This window comes from Bartonella sp. AP30XZML (genome assembly GCF_042195945.1).
Classification (GTDB): Bacteria; Pseudomonadota; Alphaproteobacteria; order Rhizobiales; family Rhizobiaceae; genus Bartonella.
This window is the reverse complement of sequence record NZ_JBHIPJ010000027.1, coordinates 74,253-92,202: the sequence shown is the minus strand read 5'-3', so window position 1 is coordinate 92,202 and position 17,950 is coordinate 74,253. Positions and strand designations below refer to the sequence as shown.

Below are 17,950 nucleotides of genomic sequence, written 5' to 3'. Positions count from 1 at the left end.
ATTTTTACGACTAATTGAATAGTTTATATTACTTTATTCAAGGAGATTTTTTATGACAGTTTTTGTCGTTGACAAAAATCAATTAGATGCTCGTCGTCGTCGATTGATTTTTCGTGCATGGCATCGCGGTATTCGTGAAATGGATCTCATTTTTGGACATTATGTCGATGCTCATATCACTGAGATGAATGATAGAACGCTCTCTGAGCTTGAGTATATTATGTCTTTTGATGATCGTGATTTACTCACATGGATTACTGGAGAAATTTTGCCCCCCTCTGAAGTTGATAGTCCACTTTTCCGTGATATTGCCAATTATCGTACTTGCTTAAGTTATTAATCCCGATGCCTATATTTAAAAAAATTGTTATTCCCAAAAATAATTCTGTTCGTATGATTTTAGATGGCGTTACTGATGGATTTGAAGCCTTTGCGCTTGCTAAATTAAGTTCAGAAATTGCACAAGGTAAACCGCTCATCTATGTTGTCCGTGACGGAACAAAAATTGCGTATTTACAACAAGTTTTAAATTTTATTGAACCCAATTTACCCGTACTTCAATTTCCTGCATGGGATTGTTTGCCTTATGATCGCGTATCACCAGGAATTGCTGTTATGGCACGTCGACTATCAACATTGGCACACATAGCAAATTTACGGAAAGATCCACATCCTGCAATTATATTAACTACAGCAAATGCAATTATGCAAAAGTTGCCTCCTCGTGAAATGATAGAAGCTCAGCTTATTCACGCACGTGTTGGCCAGCGTAATAACATGGGAAATCTTATTCAATTTCTAGAAACCAATGGTTTTGAACGTGTTACGGTTGTCCGTGATGTTGGTGAGTTTGCTGTAAGAGGAGGAATACTTGATATCTTTTCTCCGATGGATGTTGAACCTTTACGTCTTGATTTTTTTGGAGATACCCTAGAAAGTATCCGCGTATTTGATCCAGAAAGTCAAAGGACAACAGGCCAAAAAACTGAACTTTTATTACAGGCAATGAGTGAGGTTGTTCTTACACCAGAACGCATCAGCCGTTTTAAAAGCAATTATACCCGTACATTTGGTGTATCACAAAAAAATAACATGCTTTATGAAGCAATTTCTCAAGGTCGGCGTTTTGTTGGTATGGAACATTGGCTTCCATTTTTTTATGAAAACCTTGATAGCTTGTTTGACCATTGTGGCAACTTAGCGATAGTTTTTGAACATCTCATAGAAGAAGTCTTCATTGAGCGCTATCATCTTATTGAAGACTATTATAATGCGCGCAAAGAGCGCGAAAATGATAAAGAAAATTCTACTTCTTATCATCCAATAGACCCTAGTCTTCTCTATTTAACGCCAGAGCGTGTTTTAGAATGTGTGCAACAATCTTCACAGCGTATTGATTTTTCGCCTTTTAATATTCCACAAAGTTTGGAACAAACTGTTATTCACGCACATGTTAAACAGGGATATGATTTTGTAAAAGAGCGTAATGCGCAGGAAAAAAACGTTTTTTCAAGTGTTATTGATCACATCGCATCTTTACGCGCTGCGGGCAAAAAAGTACTTTTAGCGTGTTGGAGTGAAGGATCTCTGAATCGTTTAGTACAAGTTCTCGACGAGCATGGATTGAAAAAAATAGATGTTGCAAAATCTTTGCAAACTGTCAAAGCAACACCTCGAGATCGCATATTAGCAGCTGTTATCATGATAGAACATGGTTTTGTGGCTGAAGATTTGGCTATTATAGCAGAGCAAGATATCCTTGGCGATCGTTTTATAAGATCGCCAAAGCGGCGTAAGAATAATACAAATTTTATTTCTGAAGTTTCTGCTTTAAATTCTGGTGATATTGTTGTGCATATCGACCACGGTATTGGCCAATTTGTTGGTCTTAAAACCATCACAACCACTGGAATTTTACGAGATTGCCTTGAAATTAAATATGCTGGAGGTGATCTCCTCTTTTTACCTGTTGAAAATATTGAGCTTCTCTCACGTTATGGCTCAGAAGGAACAGAGGTAACGTTAGATAAATTAGGAGGTGTTGCTTGGCAAGCACGTAAAGCTCGGCTTAAAAAACATTTATTGGAAATGGCAGGGCAATTAATCCGTATAGCTGCAGAGCGTATGACTCGTGCTGCGCCTGCTTTACTTCCACCAATTGGATCTTTTGATGAGTTCGTTGCTTGCTTTCCCTATGAAGAAACGGAAGATCAAATGAATGCAATTGATGCTGTTTTGGATGATCTAGCCTCAGGCAAGCCGATGGATCGCTTGATATGCGGTGATGTTGGTTTTGGAAAAACTGAAGTAGCCATTCGAAGTGCTTTTGTTGCAGCATTAAATGGATATCAGGTTGCGGTTGTTGTACCAACAACTTTGCTTTCACGTCAACATTACAAAACATTTATTTCGCGTTTTCAAGGATTACCGGTTAAAATTGGACATGCTTCAAGGCTTGTAAAAGCGAAAGAACTTGCACGAGTAAAAAAAGGTGTTTCAGATGGTACAATCGATATTGTCATTGGAACCCATGCATTATTAAGTGGTGCAGTTAATTTTTTACGATTAGGCCTTCTTATCATTGATGAGGAACAACATTTTGGTGTCAAACATAAAGAGCGTTTAAAAGAGCTTAAAAGTGATATTCATGTTCTCACACTTTCAGCAACTCCCATACCACGCACTTTAGGGTTAGCTTTATCGGGTGTACGTGAACTTTCATTGATAACAACACCCCCCATTGATAGAATGGCGGTTCGTACTTTTATTTCACCCTTTGATGCACTTGTTATACGAGAGACCCTGCTTCGAGAATATTATCGTGGTGGACAAAGTTTCTATGTTTGTCCTCGTATTTCTGATCTGGCTTTTGTAGAAGAATATCTCAAAACACATGTGCCAGAACTGAAATTCGTTGTGGCTCATGGACAAATGCCGGCTGGACAACTTGATGATATCATGAATGCATTTTATGATGGACAATATGATGTGCTGCTCTCAACAACCATTATTGAATCGGGGCTTGATATTCCAACAGCCAATACCCTAATTGTGCATCGTGCTGAGATGTTTGGCCTTTCTGCCCTTTATCAGTTACGTGGTAGGGTAGGGCGTTCAAAACAACGTGCTTATGCTCTCTTTACATTTCCTGCTGGTAAAGTCTTAACAGCTGCTGCCGATCGCCGTCTTAAAGTTTTACAATCTCTTGATACCTTAGGGGCCGGGTTTCAATTGGCAAGCCATGACATGGATATCCGCGGTTCAGGCAATTTTTTAGGTGAACAGCAATCGGGGCATATCAAAGAAGTTGGATTTGAACTCTATCAAAAAATGCTTGAAGAAGCTGTTGCTGAATTAAAAGATGGAGAGCTAAATGAAGATAATCAATGGTCTCCTCAAATTTCACTTGGTACAATAGTGATGATACCAGAAAGTTTCGTGCCTGACTTATCATTACGTATGGGACTTTATCGTCGTTTAACAGAACTTGATGATTTAGAACAAATTGATGAATTTGCAGCGGAGTTAATTGATCGCTTTGGTCCTTTACCCCTTGAGGTTCAACACCTTCTTAAAGTCTTTTATATCAAAACATTATGTCGAAAAGCGCATGTAGAGAAATTAGATACAGGACCAAAGGGGATTGTTATACAGTTTCGTAATAACTATTTCGCAAATAGTGTTGCTCTTGTTCAGTGGGTTGGAAAACAAGGTTCGATGGCAAAAATTCGTCCAGATCAAAGTATCGCTCTTATTCGTAATTGGTCCACAGCGGATGAAAGGCTTGTTGGAGCAGCGAATATTATGACACAGCTTGTCGAAATGGCAGAACAACATTCTGTTTAAAAAATATCTTTATTATTTCAGAACTATTACTTATTTTTATAAAATTATTCTATAAAAACAAAAAGTTATTGATTTTGTATAAGAATAAAATTTAAGTTTATAATAAAGAGCCATTATATATTTATTTGGTTTTTATTATATACGTATTGATATAATGAAGGAAATAGATTAGACGGTTTAACCGCATTAAATAGCACTTTCAATATAATAAGCTAATAAGCTCCTGTAAATTTTTTAGAAAGAATTTAGGTAAAGATAGCATGCTTTCTTCATTACAAAAGTGTCTAACTATCGTTTTTTTGTTACTCACTTTAATATATGGCGTAAAAAACGCTTATGCTGAGTTATCTTCTGATGAACAATACCAACATTTAAAAAACAAAAGAAAGAATATTAAAGAGAGCATACAATTTATTGAAGAAAGTATATCTCATTTGGATATTTGGGAAAAAAATATTTCTAAAGCAGAATACTATGAGCGTTTACAGGAACGGAATAAGTTATATAAAAAACTGAAAACTCTGAAGGATGAATATTATAATCTTGGTTCGAAATTACAGGATCTAGCTGAAAAAAAACAAAAAATTATCTCTAGAATACATATAGCGAGAGAGTATGAAGTAGGGGAGTATAAAGAAAAGTTGATTAAAGCAAAAGATTATTTAAAAAAAACTCAAACGTTTAATGAATGGGGAATGAATGAGAAAAGTGGAGGTGATGATGAGATAATGAAAAATTATCTCATATTTATTATTGCTTGCAATACGTTAGCGGATATATTGCAAAGTGATATAGGTGCTATTTTGCGCAAAGATTTTGATTGGAAAGATAAAGATTTTAGTTGGGCTAAAGGCGCAAATAATTCAATAAGTCCTAGTTTAGTCAGGAATATTAAAGAATTACTAACAGATGGCTCTTATAGTTATGAAAAACAAATATTTGACGATATAAAAAATAGTCTTACAGAAGATAATTGGTTTGTAAAAAGTGCACCTAAGCTTTGTAATACCATTAAAGAAGTACATAATATAATGCTTCCAAACAAGAAAAAGAATATTATAGATCGTATGCGTTCTCATGTTGAAGAATTATTCAATTAAAAAATTAATTATACAAATACAGAGAAATTAAGATAATATACTAAATAATAGTTTAAATATGTTAGTAAAATATATTTTAATTTTTTGTTTTTATCATTATTTATAATAAAGTAATTTATACACATAAGATATTATCTATTATTCTTATCATATAAGCTTTAATATATATATTAAATAATAAACTCATATATCTTTTTTATGTTTTCTTTTTATGCATGATTTTTTGTGCTTGTAGTTTTTTATTTTTATCTGTTTAATTATTTTAATGACGATACATTTCATATCTTAAATCTTGTTTTATTAATACGATAAGAGAGATGTTTTATAGCTCTAAGTTGTGTTATATAGGAAAACAAAATGATATTTTGAATTCATTTTTTCTTAAAACTTAAATCATTAACGATTTATATCTTTGATGTTGTAAAAGATGAAAAGAATTTATCATTTTAGTAAATTATTTTATTTGAGAAATAACTTAAAATAAATTGATAAAAGCTATATTTTTTATTCATGTTATAAAGCTGAGAGATGATATTTGTAGAGAAGTGCAATAATAGATGTATAATATATGAGCATAAATTTATTATGGCTTTAGGCACGTGAGATGATTCATAGGGGGAATCCCTTTGTTCAGTAGTTTTATCTATAAAACTAACTCTGCTTGTGATGTACAAGTGGATAAATTTTATTGATTCAATATAAGAGAGGTTTGCGCTATTAGGATCTTTCATACAATATAGAAATAGAAAAAAGATAAATTATTATTATAAATTAATATGTTATTATATTTTAAGAAAGTTTATTATAAATAAAATATTTTCAGCAGTTATAGATTTTCTCTCTAAGAAAATGTGTTGTTTAATTAAGAAAAAAGCACTTCTTTAGTAGCGTATTTTTAAACTAAACTGTTTAGTTAAACGCTATAGAATATAAAATTTTTATTACAAAAGCGTATCACCATTGTTTTGTAAACAAGGGCAGAAATTTTAGACAATCAATGGTTTTAATTCATCAAATGTTTCAATAATACCGTAGATGATTTTGTTTTTGTGTATCACACGAGGCACATAAGGAAAACTGTAAAACTTATCTGATATTTTGGAGCTTAATGCATTGCAACACCTGTTGCTAATGTTCTATAAGCTTAACATGAAGAGTAATAAATGTAAAAATTTTAATTAGTAAGTTTTTTAGAGTAGTATCAGAGTTTATTTTAATTAACATTGCAATATTGATTCGTTTGTGTAATCTTAGTTTAAATGCACAGAGGTGTTTTATGGATAGATTGCATCAAATACCAATGTGATGAAGAGGGGAAATGATATGAGTGTATAAAAATTAGAATGGCTCGTCGTATTTTTTCTCTAAATTTAACTTTTTTTTTATATTGAAGTAAAAATAGTAAAATTAATTGTTATTTCATTATAATTTAATAAATTAAGTTGGAATTATATTTAATATTTTTTTGAAGTTACTTAAGAGCGCGTTGAAAGGATTAACTTAATCATGTCGCATAAAAATGTTTATTCTGCTGTTTCAGTATTAGTTGGAGCTGCTGCCCTTTTTCTTATAGCTGGTATTTCTGCAAATGCGCAAACTTTATCACAAGGTTGGTACAAAGTTTGCAGTAAGCAGCATGATGTTGATATTTGTAATACAATGAATACTGTATTATCGAATACGGGACAACCTTTAACGGCTTTTAATCTTGTTGAAATAAAAGGGAAGCAAAATGAGAAACGTATAGGTATTCAAGTACCTACAGGTCGTTTTTTGCCAGAAGGTGTTCACATTAAAATTGGTGACGAGTTCTCTAAAAAAATTCCTTATATTATTTGTAATGGACCAAGTTGTATTGCTAATGATGTCTTAGATGATAAGCTTATAGCAGCTATGAAAAGTGGTACAAAAATGGTTGTAACCACAGTTAATTTCCGTGGTTCAGCTAATCCTATTGAGTTTTCTCTTAATGGGTTTACAGCAGCCTATACCGGTCCTGGTATGGAGGAAAAAGATTTTCAACAAGAACAAATAAAGCTGCAGCAAGCCATTCAATCAAAGCAAAAAGAAATTGAAGAGCGTATGCGGGATGAGCAAGAAAAAGCAAAACAAAAGTAATAAACCCACACCATAGAAGTTGGTCAAAACGTCTTCTATAATTGTTTATTTGAACCGCCACAATTTTCTGTGGCGGTTTTTTTAATCCTTAATTTTTCGAAAGAATTCTGCGTTTCCACCAACCAATACGTTCAGTTTTGGAAGAATCATTAGGCGTTGATGAAATAACAACGGGTTGATTAATTGTTTCTTCAATTTGGGAAGGAGAGGTTTCGATAACTTTCTCCATCTCGATTACAGTTTCTTGCTCTAATATTTTTTGTATTTGCGTTGTCTCTTTAGAAGATGATTTTTTACGTGTTCCACGTGTTGATTTTTTACTCTTTTCAAGAGCTTTATCTTCTACCTCATGAACAGCTTTGTCTGCTTTTTTTGTTTTAGTTTTATGCACCGAACTGGTTGTAGGTTTTTCTTCAAGAGATTTTTGTTCTGCAATATTTTGATCATTCTCTAAAAAAAGTTGATTTTCTACTACTTTTGAAGAACGTGTTTTACGTTTTTTAGGTTTAATACTTGTATCATTTTTTTCAGATTCACTCTGTTGTTGTATATCTAGAGCTTGTGTATTATTCTTTGTTTCTTCAAGTTCAAAAGATTTAGCAGGTGAAACACGACGTTTGCGATGCGCTGCTTTAATTTCTGCTAAAGCTTGCTTAGCAAAATCTCCCACTGGTTCTGCATAAGGAACGCGAATCTGATGAAAACTATTATCTTGATTGCGTCGACCACCACGACGTCCTCGACGACGTCCTCGACGATAAGAATCATCATTCAAGGTATCTTCTTTTTTATGAACGTTGGAGAGAGAATGATCAGTAATTTCACCGTGACGATTTTTGCGCCGACGCTTTTGGTTTGTTTCAATGGGAGAAGGATTTTCAATAGATTCACTTTTTATGAAAACAGAATCTTCAATTTCTTGCTTATTGTCATCTTCCAATGAAGATTGAAAAATTCTCTCTGCTATTGAGCCTTTAGAAATAACAAGATGTTGTGTTCCAATACTATCATCTGCTTCAATACTAATATTAAGTTTAAAGCGAGCTTCTAAATTAACAAGAATATTGCGTTTATGATTTAATACATAAAGCGCTGTTGCTACGGGGGTGCGCACGATAATATTATGTTGCGAATTATGAAGAAGATATTCTTCAATTGAGCGCATGACATGTAACGCAATTGATGATTCAGAACGTATATTTCCTGTTCCTGCGCAATGTGGGCAGGGCTGTGTCGTACTTTCTAAAACCGATATGCGAATACGTTGACGACTCATTTCTAAAAGGCCGAAGTGTGAAATATGACCTACTTGAATACGAGCACGATCATTTTTTAAACAATCTTTTAATTTTTTTTCGACCAGCTTCACATTGCGTTCTTCAAGCATATCAATAAAATCAATCACAATTAAACCAGCAAGGTCACGCAAGCGTAATTGACGCGCTACTTCTTCAGCAGCTTCAAGGTTAGTTTGTAAGGCTGTCTTTTCGACAGAGAATTCTTTCGTAGAGCGGCCAGAATTTACGTCAATAGCAACAAGTGCTTCTGTTTGATTAATAACAAGATAACCACCAGATTTTAAAGAAACCTGTGGTTGCAACATTTTATCAAGTTGAATTTCAATATTATTTCTTGCGAAAATGGGCGTAGGATCACGGTAAGGTTGCACAACTTTTGCATGACTTGGCATGAGCATACGCATAAAGTCTTTCGCTTCACGATATCCTTGGTCTCCAGAGACAAGAATTTCACTAATGTTCTTATTGTAAAGATCTCGTATAGAACGCTTGATGAGATTGCTTTCTTCATGGACAAGGCATGGCGCCGTTGACTCGAGTGTCAAAGTGCGAATAGTATCCCATAACCGCATAAGATATTCATAATCACGTTTAATTTCAGCTTTTGTTCTATTGGCACCAGCGGTTCGTAAGATAACGCCCATACCTTTTGGAACGGCTAATTCTTTTACGATTTCTTTAAGACGCTTACGGTCTTGTACGTTCGTAATTTTTCGTGAAATACCACCACCACGTGCTGTGTTGGGCATTAGAACAGAGTAACGACCAGCTAGAGATAGATATGTTGTAAGGGCAGCACCTTTATTACCACGCTCTTCTTTGATAACTTGTACCAACAAAATTTGACGTCGTTTAATGACTTCTTGAATTTTATACTGGCGCCCTTGTTTTCTTTGATAAATCGGGAGCTCTTCACGGATGTCCTCAGCACCGACCATTTCAATCTCATCATAAGAGATATTGGCATTTAATGATTCTTCTGTATTATCAATTATTATCGCTTCAGATGTGATATCATTTTCAATATCGGCTGCTATAACATTGTTTTTTTCACTTTTTTTTGTTCTTCTGGAGCGTTTTTTATTTTTAGTTGCTTCTTCCGTAAAGGTATCTACAGAATTTTCTCCTACAGCTTCTTTTTCTTCTTCTTCAAGAAGAGCAAGGCGATCAGCAATAGGAATTTGATAATAATCAGGATGAATTTCAGAAAATGTTAAAAAACCATGCCGGTTTCCACCATATTCAACAAAAGCCGCTTGGAGAGACGGTTCTACACGCGTAATACGTGCGAGATAAATATTCCCCTTGAGCTGTTTTCTATGTTCTGATTCAAAATCAAGTTCTTCAATTTTGTTGCCGTGAACAACAACAACACGTGTTTCCTCCGGATGGGAGGCATCTATAAGCATTTTGTTTGACATAAGTTAATATCCTGAAGGCGACATGCACAATTTTATTCAAACGAATGCTATAACTATTCGTAAATATAAAAGGCTGTCTGCCATAAAAGGGAGGTACCAGAAAAACAGGACGGAACACCACGTGCAAAGGCATGACTGCATTTACACCATTTCTCATCATTATTTCCATCTGTTTTTTATGACTCATATTTCTTAAAAGTCTCCGGTAAAATAATCTTTAAAACAGTTCGGATATCCGAACCAACGAATCTTAAGTAATGCAATCCTAATGTTACAACATAGAAATTTTTCATCCATAAAAAAGTCTCAACGCATAATAGACAAAAAACTTCTAAAGACAACTTAATATGAGTTACAGATAATTTAGATGACTATTATCAGCTAGGAAGCATAAATATTCTTTTATGTTGATATCATGCGTTTGGCAAGTAACAATGTAAATCATGTATAATTATAATATCTTTATGACCTTAATTTCGTTTTGAGGTGTTTATTTAGCTTTTATTGAAAAATAGATAATAAATTGGTGTATCGTTTTATGTAACCAAGATAAATTATTACAAAGGTAATGTAGAGTATTTTGCTTATGATAAGAGTTTTTTTTACCAAAAAGCTGAAAACAGCTTATGGGGATGTTATTGTGTTCGTCACATACTTTTTATTATCTTTTTTGCTACTCCAAACCAGTCTTCAAGCCGCAGATCCTCTGAGACTTATTAATTTTCGAACCATTGGTGATAGTGTTCATACGCGTATTATTGCGGTTTTTAATTCAAAACCAAATGTTCGTTTACAGATTTTGGACAGGCCAGCACGTTTGGTTATCAATTTACCTACAATTGACTTTTCGATGCAAAATACGCCTTTAAAGAAAAGGAATACATTATCCGTTATGCTTTCAGATGTGCGTTATGCTTTCTCTGACATACAGACTTCACGCATTGTTTTGACAAGTAAAACGGCTTTTGTAGTTGAAAAAAATGTCGTAAAAAATTTAAATAATGGTTTATGGCAGTTGCTGATTGATATTCGTAAAAGTACACAAGAAAAATTTGATGAGATATTAAAAAAACAGCAAAGGATCAATTTTGATACAAAAACACAGTTAATGCCAGCATATAATTTCCGTGTTGTTCTTGATCCTGGTCATGGTGGTATTGATGGTGGTGCGCGGGGGGTTACTGGAATTTTAGAAAAAGATGTGACTTTAGACTTTGCGCGTGCATTGCGAGACGAATTACAAAAGGATTCTCATATTACCGTTGCTTTAACACGAGATTCCAATATTTTTTTAAGACTAAGTGAAAGAGTTAAAAAAGCGCAAGAGTTTGATGCTGATCTTTTTATATCTATTCACGCGGATACGATTGATCTACATTCTCTTCGCGGTGCCACAGTGTATACCATATCAGACAAAGCCTCTGATGCCATTGCAAAATCTTTAGCTGAAAATGAAAATAAAGTTGATTTGCTTGATGGTTTGCCTGCAGATGAAACGCTCGAAGTTACAGATATTTTGATGGATCTTACACGACGTGAGACACATACATTTTCGGTTAATTTTGCAAATAGTGTTATTTCAAGTTTATCAAAGAATCATATTAACTTGATTAATAACCCACATCGTTATGCTAATTTTCAAGTTTTAAGAGCTTCAGATATACCCTCAGTCTTGATAGAGATAGGTTATTTATCCAATAAAGAGGATGAAAAGTTATTAAATGATCCTCATTGGAGAAAACAAATGGCAGCCTCTATTGCTCATTCTATTCGTCAATTTGCTGATTATAGGCAGAAAATGATACAGCCTCTTTAAATTTGTGAGAAAATAGAGTATCTATATGGGCTTCTAGTGTACCCTAGTATAAATAAAAGATAGAAAACGATTTCTCTTGATCTCAATCTTGTGGTGATATCCACTTGGTGTGTTTGAAGTAACGTATTTTTTCTTTAATTAATTCTTAAGAAAGCGATAGCCGTTTTTATGATGATTTTTTTAAGATATCTTCTTCGTTTTTTTATTGCTATTGGACTTTGTGGTGCAATAACGTGGGGTGTTATGACCAGTGGTCAAGCAAATGCACTCCCTGATTATGAAGTTCTTTCACTTTATGAGCCGCCGGTAATGACCCGCGTCCATGCTTCTGATGGCCGTCTTATGGCAGAGTTTGCAACAAAACATCGCCTCTATTTACCGATTCAATCAATACCAAAGCTTGTTATAAATGCTTTTATTTCGGCTGAAGACAAAAACTTTTATCATCATTTTGGTTTAGATCCTGAAGGACTTTCTCGAGCTTTGATCAATAATATTCGTAATATTGCTTCTGGAAGACGTCCAGAGGGTGCATCAACTATAACGCAACAAGTCGCTAAAAACTTCCTTTTAAGTTCAGAAACAACGTTAGAACGTAAATTTAAGGAAGCTATTTTAGCAATGCGTATTGAGAAAACTTATTCAAAAGATCATATTCTCGAACTTTATCTCAATGAAATTTATCTGGGGCGTGGCACTTATGGTATAGCAGCTGCTTCTTTGACCTATTTCAATAAATCCGTCAATGATCTGACGCTAGAACAATGTGCTTATTTGGCTGCTCTTCCAAAAGGACCAGCAAATTATGATCCATTTAAGAATACACAACGTGCTATTGATCGGCGTAATTGGGTTATAGACCGGATGATTGCAAATGGATATGTAACGCGTGAACAAGGTGAAAAAGCGAAAGCTAAACCTTTAGGAGCGATAATCCGTGGGAGTGATAGCTATGTTTTTGCGGCTGATTATTTTACTGAAGAAGTGCGGCGTCGTTTAATACATCGCTATGGGGCTAAAACACTTTATGAAGGTGGGCTTTCCATTCGTACAACGCTTGATCCGCATTTACAACTTATTGCGCGACGTGCTTTACACGATGGATTAATTAGATTTGATCATGCGCAAGGATGGCGTGGAGCTTATGCGCATATTGATGAGAAAGGGGATTGGGGGACAGAACTTGCAGATATCACAGGGCTAAGTGATGTTCCTGAATGGCGTTTAGCTGTTGTTCTTTCTACTAATCCAAACAAAGTAGAGATTGGTTTACAGCCACAGCGCGAAGCTTCAGGTATATTATCAAAAAAACGGGAAATTGCTGTTTTATCTGAAGCTGATTCAAAATGGGCACTCCATGTTGTAAAAGAAAATGGTTATCGAAAAACTGTTCAGAGCTTATCTCATGTTCTGCAAGTTGGGGATGTCATTTTTGTTGAAAAACTATCCAATACAAATAACACTTATCGTTTACAACAAATTCCAAAGGTTGAAGGTGCAATTGTTGCTATGGAACCTCATACAGGGCGCGTTCTTGCTATGGTGGGAGGATTTTCTTTTGCCGCATCTGAATTCAATCGTGCAACCCAAGCTTATCGCCAACCGGGATCTGCTTTTAAGCCTTTTGTTTATGCAGCAGCTCTTGATAACGGATATACACCAGCATCCGTTGTTTTAGATGGTCCCATTGAAGTTCGTCAATATAATGGTGAAGTTTGGCAACCCAAAAATTATGGAGGTACCTTTGCAGGACCTTCAACGTTGCGTTATGGTATTGAGCGTTCTCGTAATCTTATGACAATACGGCTTGCCAATGATATGGGAATGCCTCTTGTCGCTGAATATGCAGAACGCTTTGGGATCGTAGATAAATTGCAGCCTTATCTTCCCATGGCTTTAGGGGCTGGTGAAACAACAGTATTACGAATGGTTACAGCTTATTCAGTTATTGCCAATGGGGGACGCTCTATTAAGCCTTCTCTGATAGACAGAATTCAAGATCGTTATGGAAAGACAATTTATCGTCATGATGATCGTATTTGTGAAAATTGTAATACGAATTCATGGAATAATCAACGTGAACCCACATTGATTGATGAGCGAGATCAAGTTCTTGACCCTATGACAGCTTATCAGATTACCTCCATGATGGAAGGGGTTGTTCAGCGTGGTACTGCAGCACGTTTACGTTATCTTAATCGACATATTGCCGCTAAGACAGGAACAACCAATGACTCTAAGGATGTCTGGTTTATGGGATTTACTCCTGACATTGTCGTTGGTATTTTTGTCGGTTATGATCAACCAGCTCCGTTAGGATATAATGGAACAGGAAGTTCATTAGCTGCACCTATTTTTGGTGAGTTTATGGCAGATGCTCTTAAAGGAAAGCCAGATGTTCCCTTTAAGATGCCAAAGGGTATGATTTTAATGCCAATTAATCGGAAAACAGGAATGCTTGCGGAAAGAGGAGATCAAGATGTCATTATAGAAGCATTTAAACCAGGGACTGGTCCTGCTGATATATATCAAGTTATTGGGAGTACAAATTCTTTTCAAGAAGGTGTTCCTGCAGTAACGACTTCTCCACAAGTCAATAAAGCCCTTGAAAGTGGGACAGGTGGGCTGTATTAATCAACAAAATCTCCTTTCACCATGAGTCATGGTTTTTATCTCTTTTTTACAATGTCAGTTCTGTAAATAGAGTGATAGAATTGTACCATTTTCTGATAGCAGCTATTAAATTTGTATAAAATGCTAAGAGACACAACCAAAAAGAGTTTTTTAAAATACGGTGTTAAATTATGCGAGCAGAAATAGAAACATTAGTTGATGAAATCCAGAAAGCAATACAATTGCTAAGGGGGCATCTTTGACTGGGATCAATCACTAAAGCGTCTTGAATATCTTAATCAAAAAGCGGAAGATCCATCATTATGGGATGATGCACAACGAGCACAGGATATGATGCGTGAGCGTCAACGTCTCGATGATTCAATCAATGGTCTTTTATCATTTACAAAAACACTTGAAGAATGCATTGAGCTTATTGCGATGGGCGAAGAAGAAAGTGATATTGAAATTATCGCTGATGCAGAAAGATCAATACGTAATCTTAAAAATGAGATAGATAAAAGGCAAATTGACGTACTTCTTTCAGGAGAGGCAGATCCGAATGATACCTATTTAGAAGTTCATGCTGGAGCAGGGGGAACAGAAAGCCAAGATTGGGCTTCTATGCTCTTACGTATGTATATGCGATGGGCTGAACAGCATGAAATGAAGGTTGAAATTTTAGAAATTCATGATGGAGAAGAAGCAGGAATAAAGTCAGCGACTATTCTTGTAAAAGGGCATAATGCTTATGGAATGTTAAAAACAGAATCAGGCGTTCATCGCTTAGTGCGGATTTCTCCATTTGATTCGAATGCAAAGCGCCATACTTCTTTTGCGAGCATTTGGGTTTATCCAGTTATTGATGACAATATTGAAGTTGATGTTTCAGAGGCAGATGTGCGTATTGATACATATCGTGCATCTGGAGCAGGAGGACAACATGTTAACACGACAGATTCTGCTGTTCGCATCACACATATAAAAACGGGTATTGTTGTTCAATGTCAAACAGAACGTTCTCAACATAAAAATCGCGCTACGGCTTGGTCGATGTTGCGTGCACGGCTTTATGAAGAAGAGCTTAAAAAAAGAGAAGAAGAAACCAATGCTGCTGAATCTTCTAAAACAGAAATCGGATGGGGACATCAAATTAGATCTTATGTTCTTCAACCCTATCAGCTTGTCAAAGATTTGCGTACAGGAATTGAAAATACGGATCCACAATCCGTACTTAATGGTAATTTAGATGCATTTATAGAGGCAGCACTCGCACGGCGCATTTATGGACAAGACAAAAAAATTGAGGATATTCGTTAATTATATATCCTTCCTTCAAGCCATATAGATTTTTTCTTAAGCTGTTCGTTTTATTGATGCTGTGATGTTATATAGCCTTTGATACTTTAAAGGTTTAAAGGAGGATTTTCTTGTTTCTTTCTTCAATTTTTTCTCACACGCTAATTCTGCTTATGATATTGCAAGTGATAGGAAGAAGCTGAAATAAGAAAATTTTGCGATATTCAGGGGACTAATATAAATGTAAAACAATTCATTATCCTTATAAATCAATATATTGTAAAAATTGAATCCATTGAAAAATTAAAATCAATTAGGGGAATAACTTTTGCTTTTGAAGGTAAATCAAACACTCAATTTACAAGTTACCATTATGATATAAAAGTGTTGCAGTAGCTAAAACATTTTCAGCATGCCCAGATACGCTTACTTTGCGCCATTCTTCTACTATTATTCCATTTACATCAATTAAAAAAGTGCTCCGTTCAACTCCCATATATTTGCGTCCATACATGCTTTTCTCAACCCAAACACCATAAGCTTCGAGGGTCGTTTTTTCTTCATCAGAAACCAAGATGACATCAAGTTCATGTTTTATTTTAAATTTATCATGTTTTTTTACATTATCTGGAGAGATTCCAATAACAGCAACACCGATTTCATCAAATTTCATCTTTAATTTTGTGAAATCAAGTGCTTCACTTGTGCAACCACTGGTGTCATCTTTTGGATAAAAATATAAAACAACAGGCTTTCCTTTAAAGTCAGAAAGACACACTGTCTCTCCTCCATCGCGCAGCAAAGTAAAATCAGGAGCAAGAGCACCTTTCATTGGTCTTGTCATTGTTTTCATCTTTCTTTTTTGTGTAACAGGTATAAGATATCAGAGTACACAGAAGAAAAGAACTATTCAACTCTCTAGAAATATTATTGTTTTGAAGAGACCTTTATTTTCCTAACAAAACTCGCCCTATCACAACGATTGAATTGAAAGAACAAGCTCGACGTGAACAACATAAACAAAACAGCAAAAGATTATACTGGTTTCATCACAACATGTTTTTTCTTACCAAAAGAAAGTTTAATGGTTCCTTCTGCACTGACATCCCCTTCAATAATAAGATGTGTTTCATCCTCAATAATTTGATCATTTACACGGACACCTCCACCTTGAACGTATCGGCGTGCCTCACTATTAGATCTAGCGAGTTCTGCTTGTACTAAAAGAGTGAGCAATCCAACACCTTTTTTTAATTCTGAGGCATTAATTTCAACAGTTGGAAGATTTTCTCCCAGAGTTTTTTCTTCAAACGTCTTGCGAGCCGTTTCTGCTGCTGCATCAGCAAGAACACGTCCATGCAACATTGCTGTAATTTCTGTTGCAAGAATTTTTTTTGCTTCGTTAATTTCAGTTCCTTGTAATAGAGAAAGTTTAAGAATCTCATCCATCGGCAATGGAGTATAGAGCTTTAGAAATCGTGTTACATCAGCATCTTCTGTATTGCGCCAGTATTGCCAAAATTGATAAGGTGAAAGCTTATCCGCATTCAGCCATACAGCCCCATTCAATGATTTACCCATTTTGGCACCGGAAGAGGTTGTCAGCAATGGTGATGTTAACGCATATAATTGCGGTGTTCCTAAACGATGTCCTAATTCGATTCCGTTAATAATGTTGCCCCACTGATCAGAGCCCCCCATTTGCATACGCAACCCATAACGTTTATAAAGTTCAACAAAGTCATAAGCTTGCAGAATCATATAATTAAACTCTAAGAATGACAAAGAGTGCTCACGCTCAAGTCTGAGTCTGACAGAATCAAATGACAACATACGGTTGACAGAAAAATGCTTTCCTACATCACGCAAAAATTCTAAGTAGTTTAAATTGCATAACCATTCAGCATTATTCACAATACAAGCATCGGTTTCTCGGTCACCGAATGTCAAATAGTTAGCAAATACCTTTTTAATACCATCAATATTTGCAGCAATATCATCTTGTGTCAGAAGGCGTCGCGCTTCGTCTTTGAAGGAAGGATCACCAATCAATCCGGTCCCTCCGCCCATTAAAGCAATGGGGCGATGACCCGTTTTTTGTAACCAATAAAGCATCATAATCTGAAGAAGACTTCCAGCATGTAAACTCGATGCTGTTGGGTCAAATCCAGTATAAGCGCTTACAGTTTCTTTTGAAAAAAGATCATCTAAGCCTTTTTCATCTGAAATTTGGTGGATAAAACCACGTTCGCTCATAATGTGTAAAAAATCAGATTTAAAGGCAAACACAGATTTAATTTCCTAATTATAAGAGTGCATTATTTTATATAATAGGCGATTATATAATGAATTATTAATGCGTTATCTATCATAACTGACACACACCTCACAAGAGAAAGAGACATATTGGTAATATAAGATAATAATACAGGTATTATT

The 17,950-nt window shown here is 35.2% G+C and carries 10 protein-coding genes; 7 read left to right on the top strand and 3 right to left on the bottom strand.

The features are described from left to right. Nucleotides 1-52: 52 nt before the first annotated feature. The 4 genes from ACFIL2_RS01865 to ACFIL2_RS01850 all read left to right on the top strand — a co-directional run bounded on the left by ACFIL2_RS01865 (nucleotide 53) and on the right by ACFIL2_RS01850 (nucleotide 7,064). Nucleotides 53-340: a succinate dehydrogenase assembly factor 2 gene (locus ACFIL2_RS01865; RefSeq protein WP_375634061.1), complete on the top strand. Its 288-nt coding sequence runs from the start codon at nucleotides 53-55 to the stop codon at nucleotides 338-340. A gap of 5 nt (nucleotides 341-345) precedes the next feature. Continuing rightward, nucleotides 346-3,846, top strand: a complete 3,501-nt coding sequence (gene mfd, locus ACFIL2_RS01860; protein ID WP_375639708.1) for a transcription-repair coupling factor — start codon at nucleotides 346-348, stop codon at nucleotides 3,844-3,846. 260 nt (nucleotides 3,847-4,106) lie between these two features. Further along, nucleotides 4,107-4,946 carry a hypothetical protein gene (locus tag ACFIL2_RS01855; RefSeq protein ID WP_375680299.1) on the top strand — a complete coding sequence of 280 codons (840 nt, stop codon included), beginning with the start codon at nucleotides 4,107-4,109 and terminating at the stop codon, nucleotides 4,944-4,946. A 1,506-nt stretch (nucleotides 4,947-6,452) separates the two neighbouring features. Next, on the top strand, nucleotides 6,453-7,064 hold the full coding sequence (locus tag ACFIL2_RS01850) for an invasion associated locus B family protein (protein ID WP_375634064.1): 612 nt from the start codon (nucleotides 6,453-6,455) through the stop codon (nucleotides 7,062-7,064). 88 nt (nucleotides 7,065-7,152) lie between these two features. Here the strand turns inward: ACFIL2_RS01850 and ACFIL2_RS01845 are convergent, their stop codons facing one another. Beyond that, a complete protein-coding gene (locus ACFIL2_RS01845) occupies nucleotides 7,153-9,783 on the bottom strand; it encodes a ribonuclease E/G (RefSeq protein WP_375636720.1) in 2,631 nt (876 codons plus the stop codon). A gap of 586 nt (nucleotides 9,784-10,369) precedes the next feature. Here ACFIL2_RS01845 and ACFIL2_RS01840 point away from each other — a divergent pair. The 3 genes from ACFIL2_RS01840 (at nucleotide 10,370) to prfB (ending at nucleotide 15,532) form a co-directional block, all read left to right on the top strand. Continuing rightward, a complete protein-coding gene (locus tag ACFIL2_RS01840; RefSeq protein WP_375634067.1) occupies nucleotides 10,370-11,599 on the top strand; it encodes an N-acetylmuramoyl-L-alanine amidase in 1,230 nt (409 codons plus the stop codon). Between the two features lie 168 nt (nucleotides 11,600-11,767). Next, the gene (locus ACFIL2_RS01835) at nucleotides 11,768-14,233 is read left to right on the top strand and encodes a penicillin-binding protein 1A (protein WP_375680298.1); all 2,466 of its coding nucleotides are present in this window, start codon (nucleotides 11,768-11,770) and stop codon (nucleotides 14,231-14,233) included. 170 nt (nucleotides 14,234-14,403) lie between these two features. Beyond that, nucleotides 14,404-15,532 (top strand): peptide chain release factor 2 gene (gene prfB, locus ACFIL2_RS01830; protein WP_375634070.1). Its coding sequence is split into 2 segments (ribosomal slippage): nucleotides 14,404-14,472 and nucleotides 14,474-15,532, totalling 1,128 coding nucleotides; the frame shifts between segments, so codons are not numbered across the junction. 337 nt (nucleotides 15,533-15,869) lie between these two features. On the opposite strand, the gene ACFIL2_RS01825 is transcribed toward prfB, so the two are convergent. Together ACFIL2_RS01825 and tyrS are read right to left on the bottom strand one after the other, a co-directional pair. After that, nucleotides 15,870-16,355 (bottom strand): peroxiredoxin, encoded by a 486-nt coding sequence (locus tag ACFIL2_RS01825; RefSeq protein ID WP_375634072.1) that lies wholly within the window; start codon nucleotides 16,353-16,355, stop codon nucleotides 15,870-15,872. Nucleotides 16,356-16,546: 191 nt separating this feature from the next. Beyond that, nucleotides 16,547-17,800 carry a tyrosine--tRNA ligase gene (gene tyrS / locus ACFIL2_RS01820; protein ID WP_375634667.1) on the bottom strand — a complete coding sequence of 418 codons (1,254 nt, stop codon included), beginning with the start codon at nucleotides 17,798-17,800 and terminating at the stop codon, nucleotides 16,547-16,549. Nucleotides 17,801-17,950: the final 150 nt, after the last annotated feature.

What these genes read in the sequence shown, in the direction of transcription:
- ACFIL2_RS01865 (WP_375634061.1), top strand. Translation starts at nt 53, where the DNA reads ATGACAGTTTTTGTCGTTGACAAAAATCAATTAGATGCTCGTCGTCGT.
- mfd (WP_375639708.1), top strand. Translation starts at nt 346, where the DNA reads ATGCCTATATTTAAAAAAATTGTTATTCCCAAAAATAATTCTGTTCGT.
- ACFIL2_RS01855 (WP_375680299.1), top strand. Translation starts at nt 4,107, where the DNA reads ATGCTTTCTTCATTACAAAAGTGTCTAACTATCGTTTTTTTGTTACTC.
- ACFIL2_RS01850 (WP_375634064.1), top strand. Translation starts at nt 6,453, where the DNA reads ATGTCGCATAAAAATGTTTATTCTGCTGTTTCAGTATTAGTTGGAGCT.
- ACFIL2_RS01845 (WP_375636720.1), bottom strand. Translation starts at nt 9,783, where the DNA reads ATGTCAAACAAAATGCTTATAGATGCCTCCCATCCGGAGGAAACACGT.
- ACFIL2_RS01840 (WP_375634067.1), top strand. Translation starts at nt 10,370, where the DNA reads ATGATAAGAGTTTTTTTTACCAAAAAGCTGAAAACAGCTTATGGGGAT.
- ACFIL2_RS01835 (WP_375680298.1), top strand. Translation starts at nt 11,768, where the DNA reads ATGATGATTTTTTTAAGATATCTTCTTCGTTTTTTTATTGCTATTGGA.
- ACFIL2_RS01825 (WP_375634072.1), bottom strand. Translation starts at nt 16,355, where the DNA reads ATGACAAGACCAATGAAAGGTGCTCTTGCTCCTGATTTTACTTTGCTG.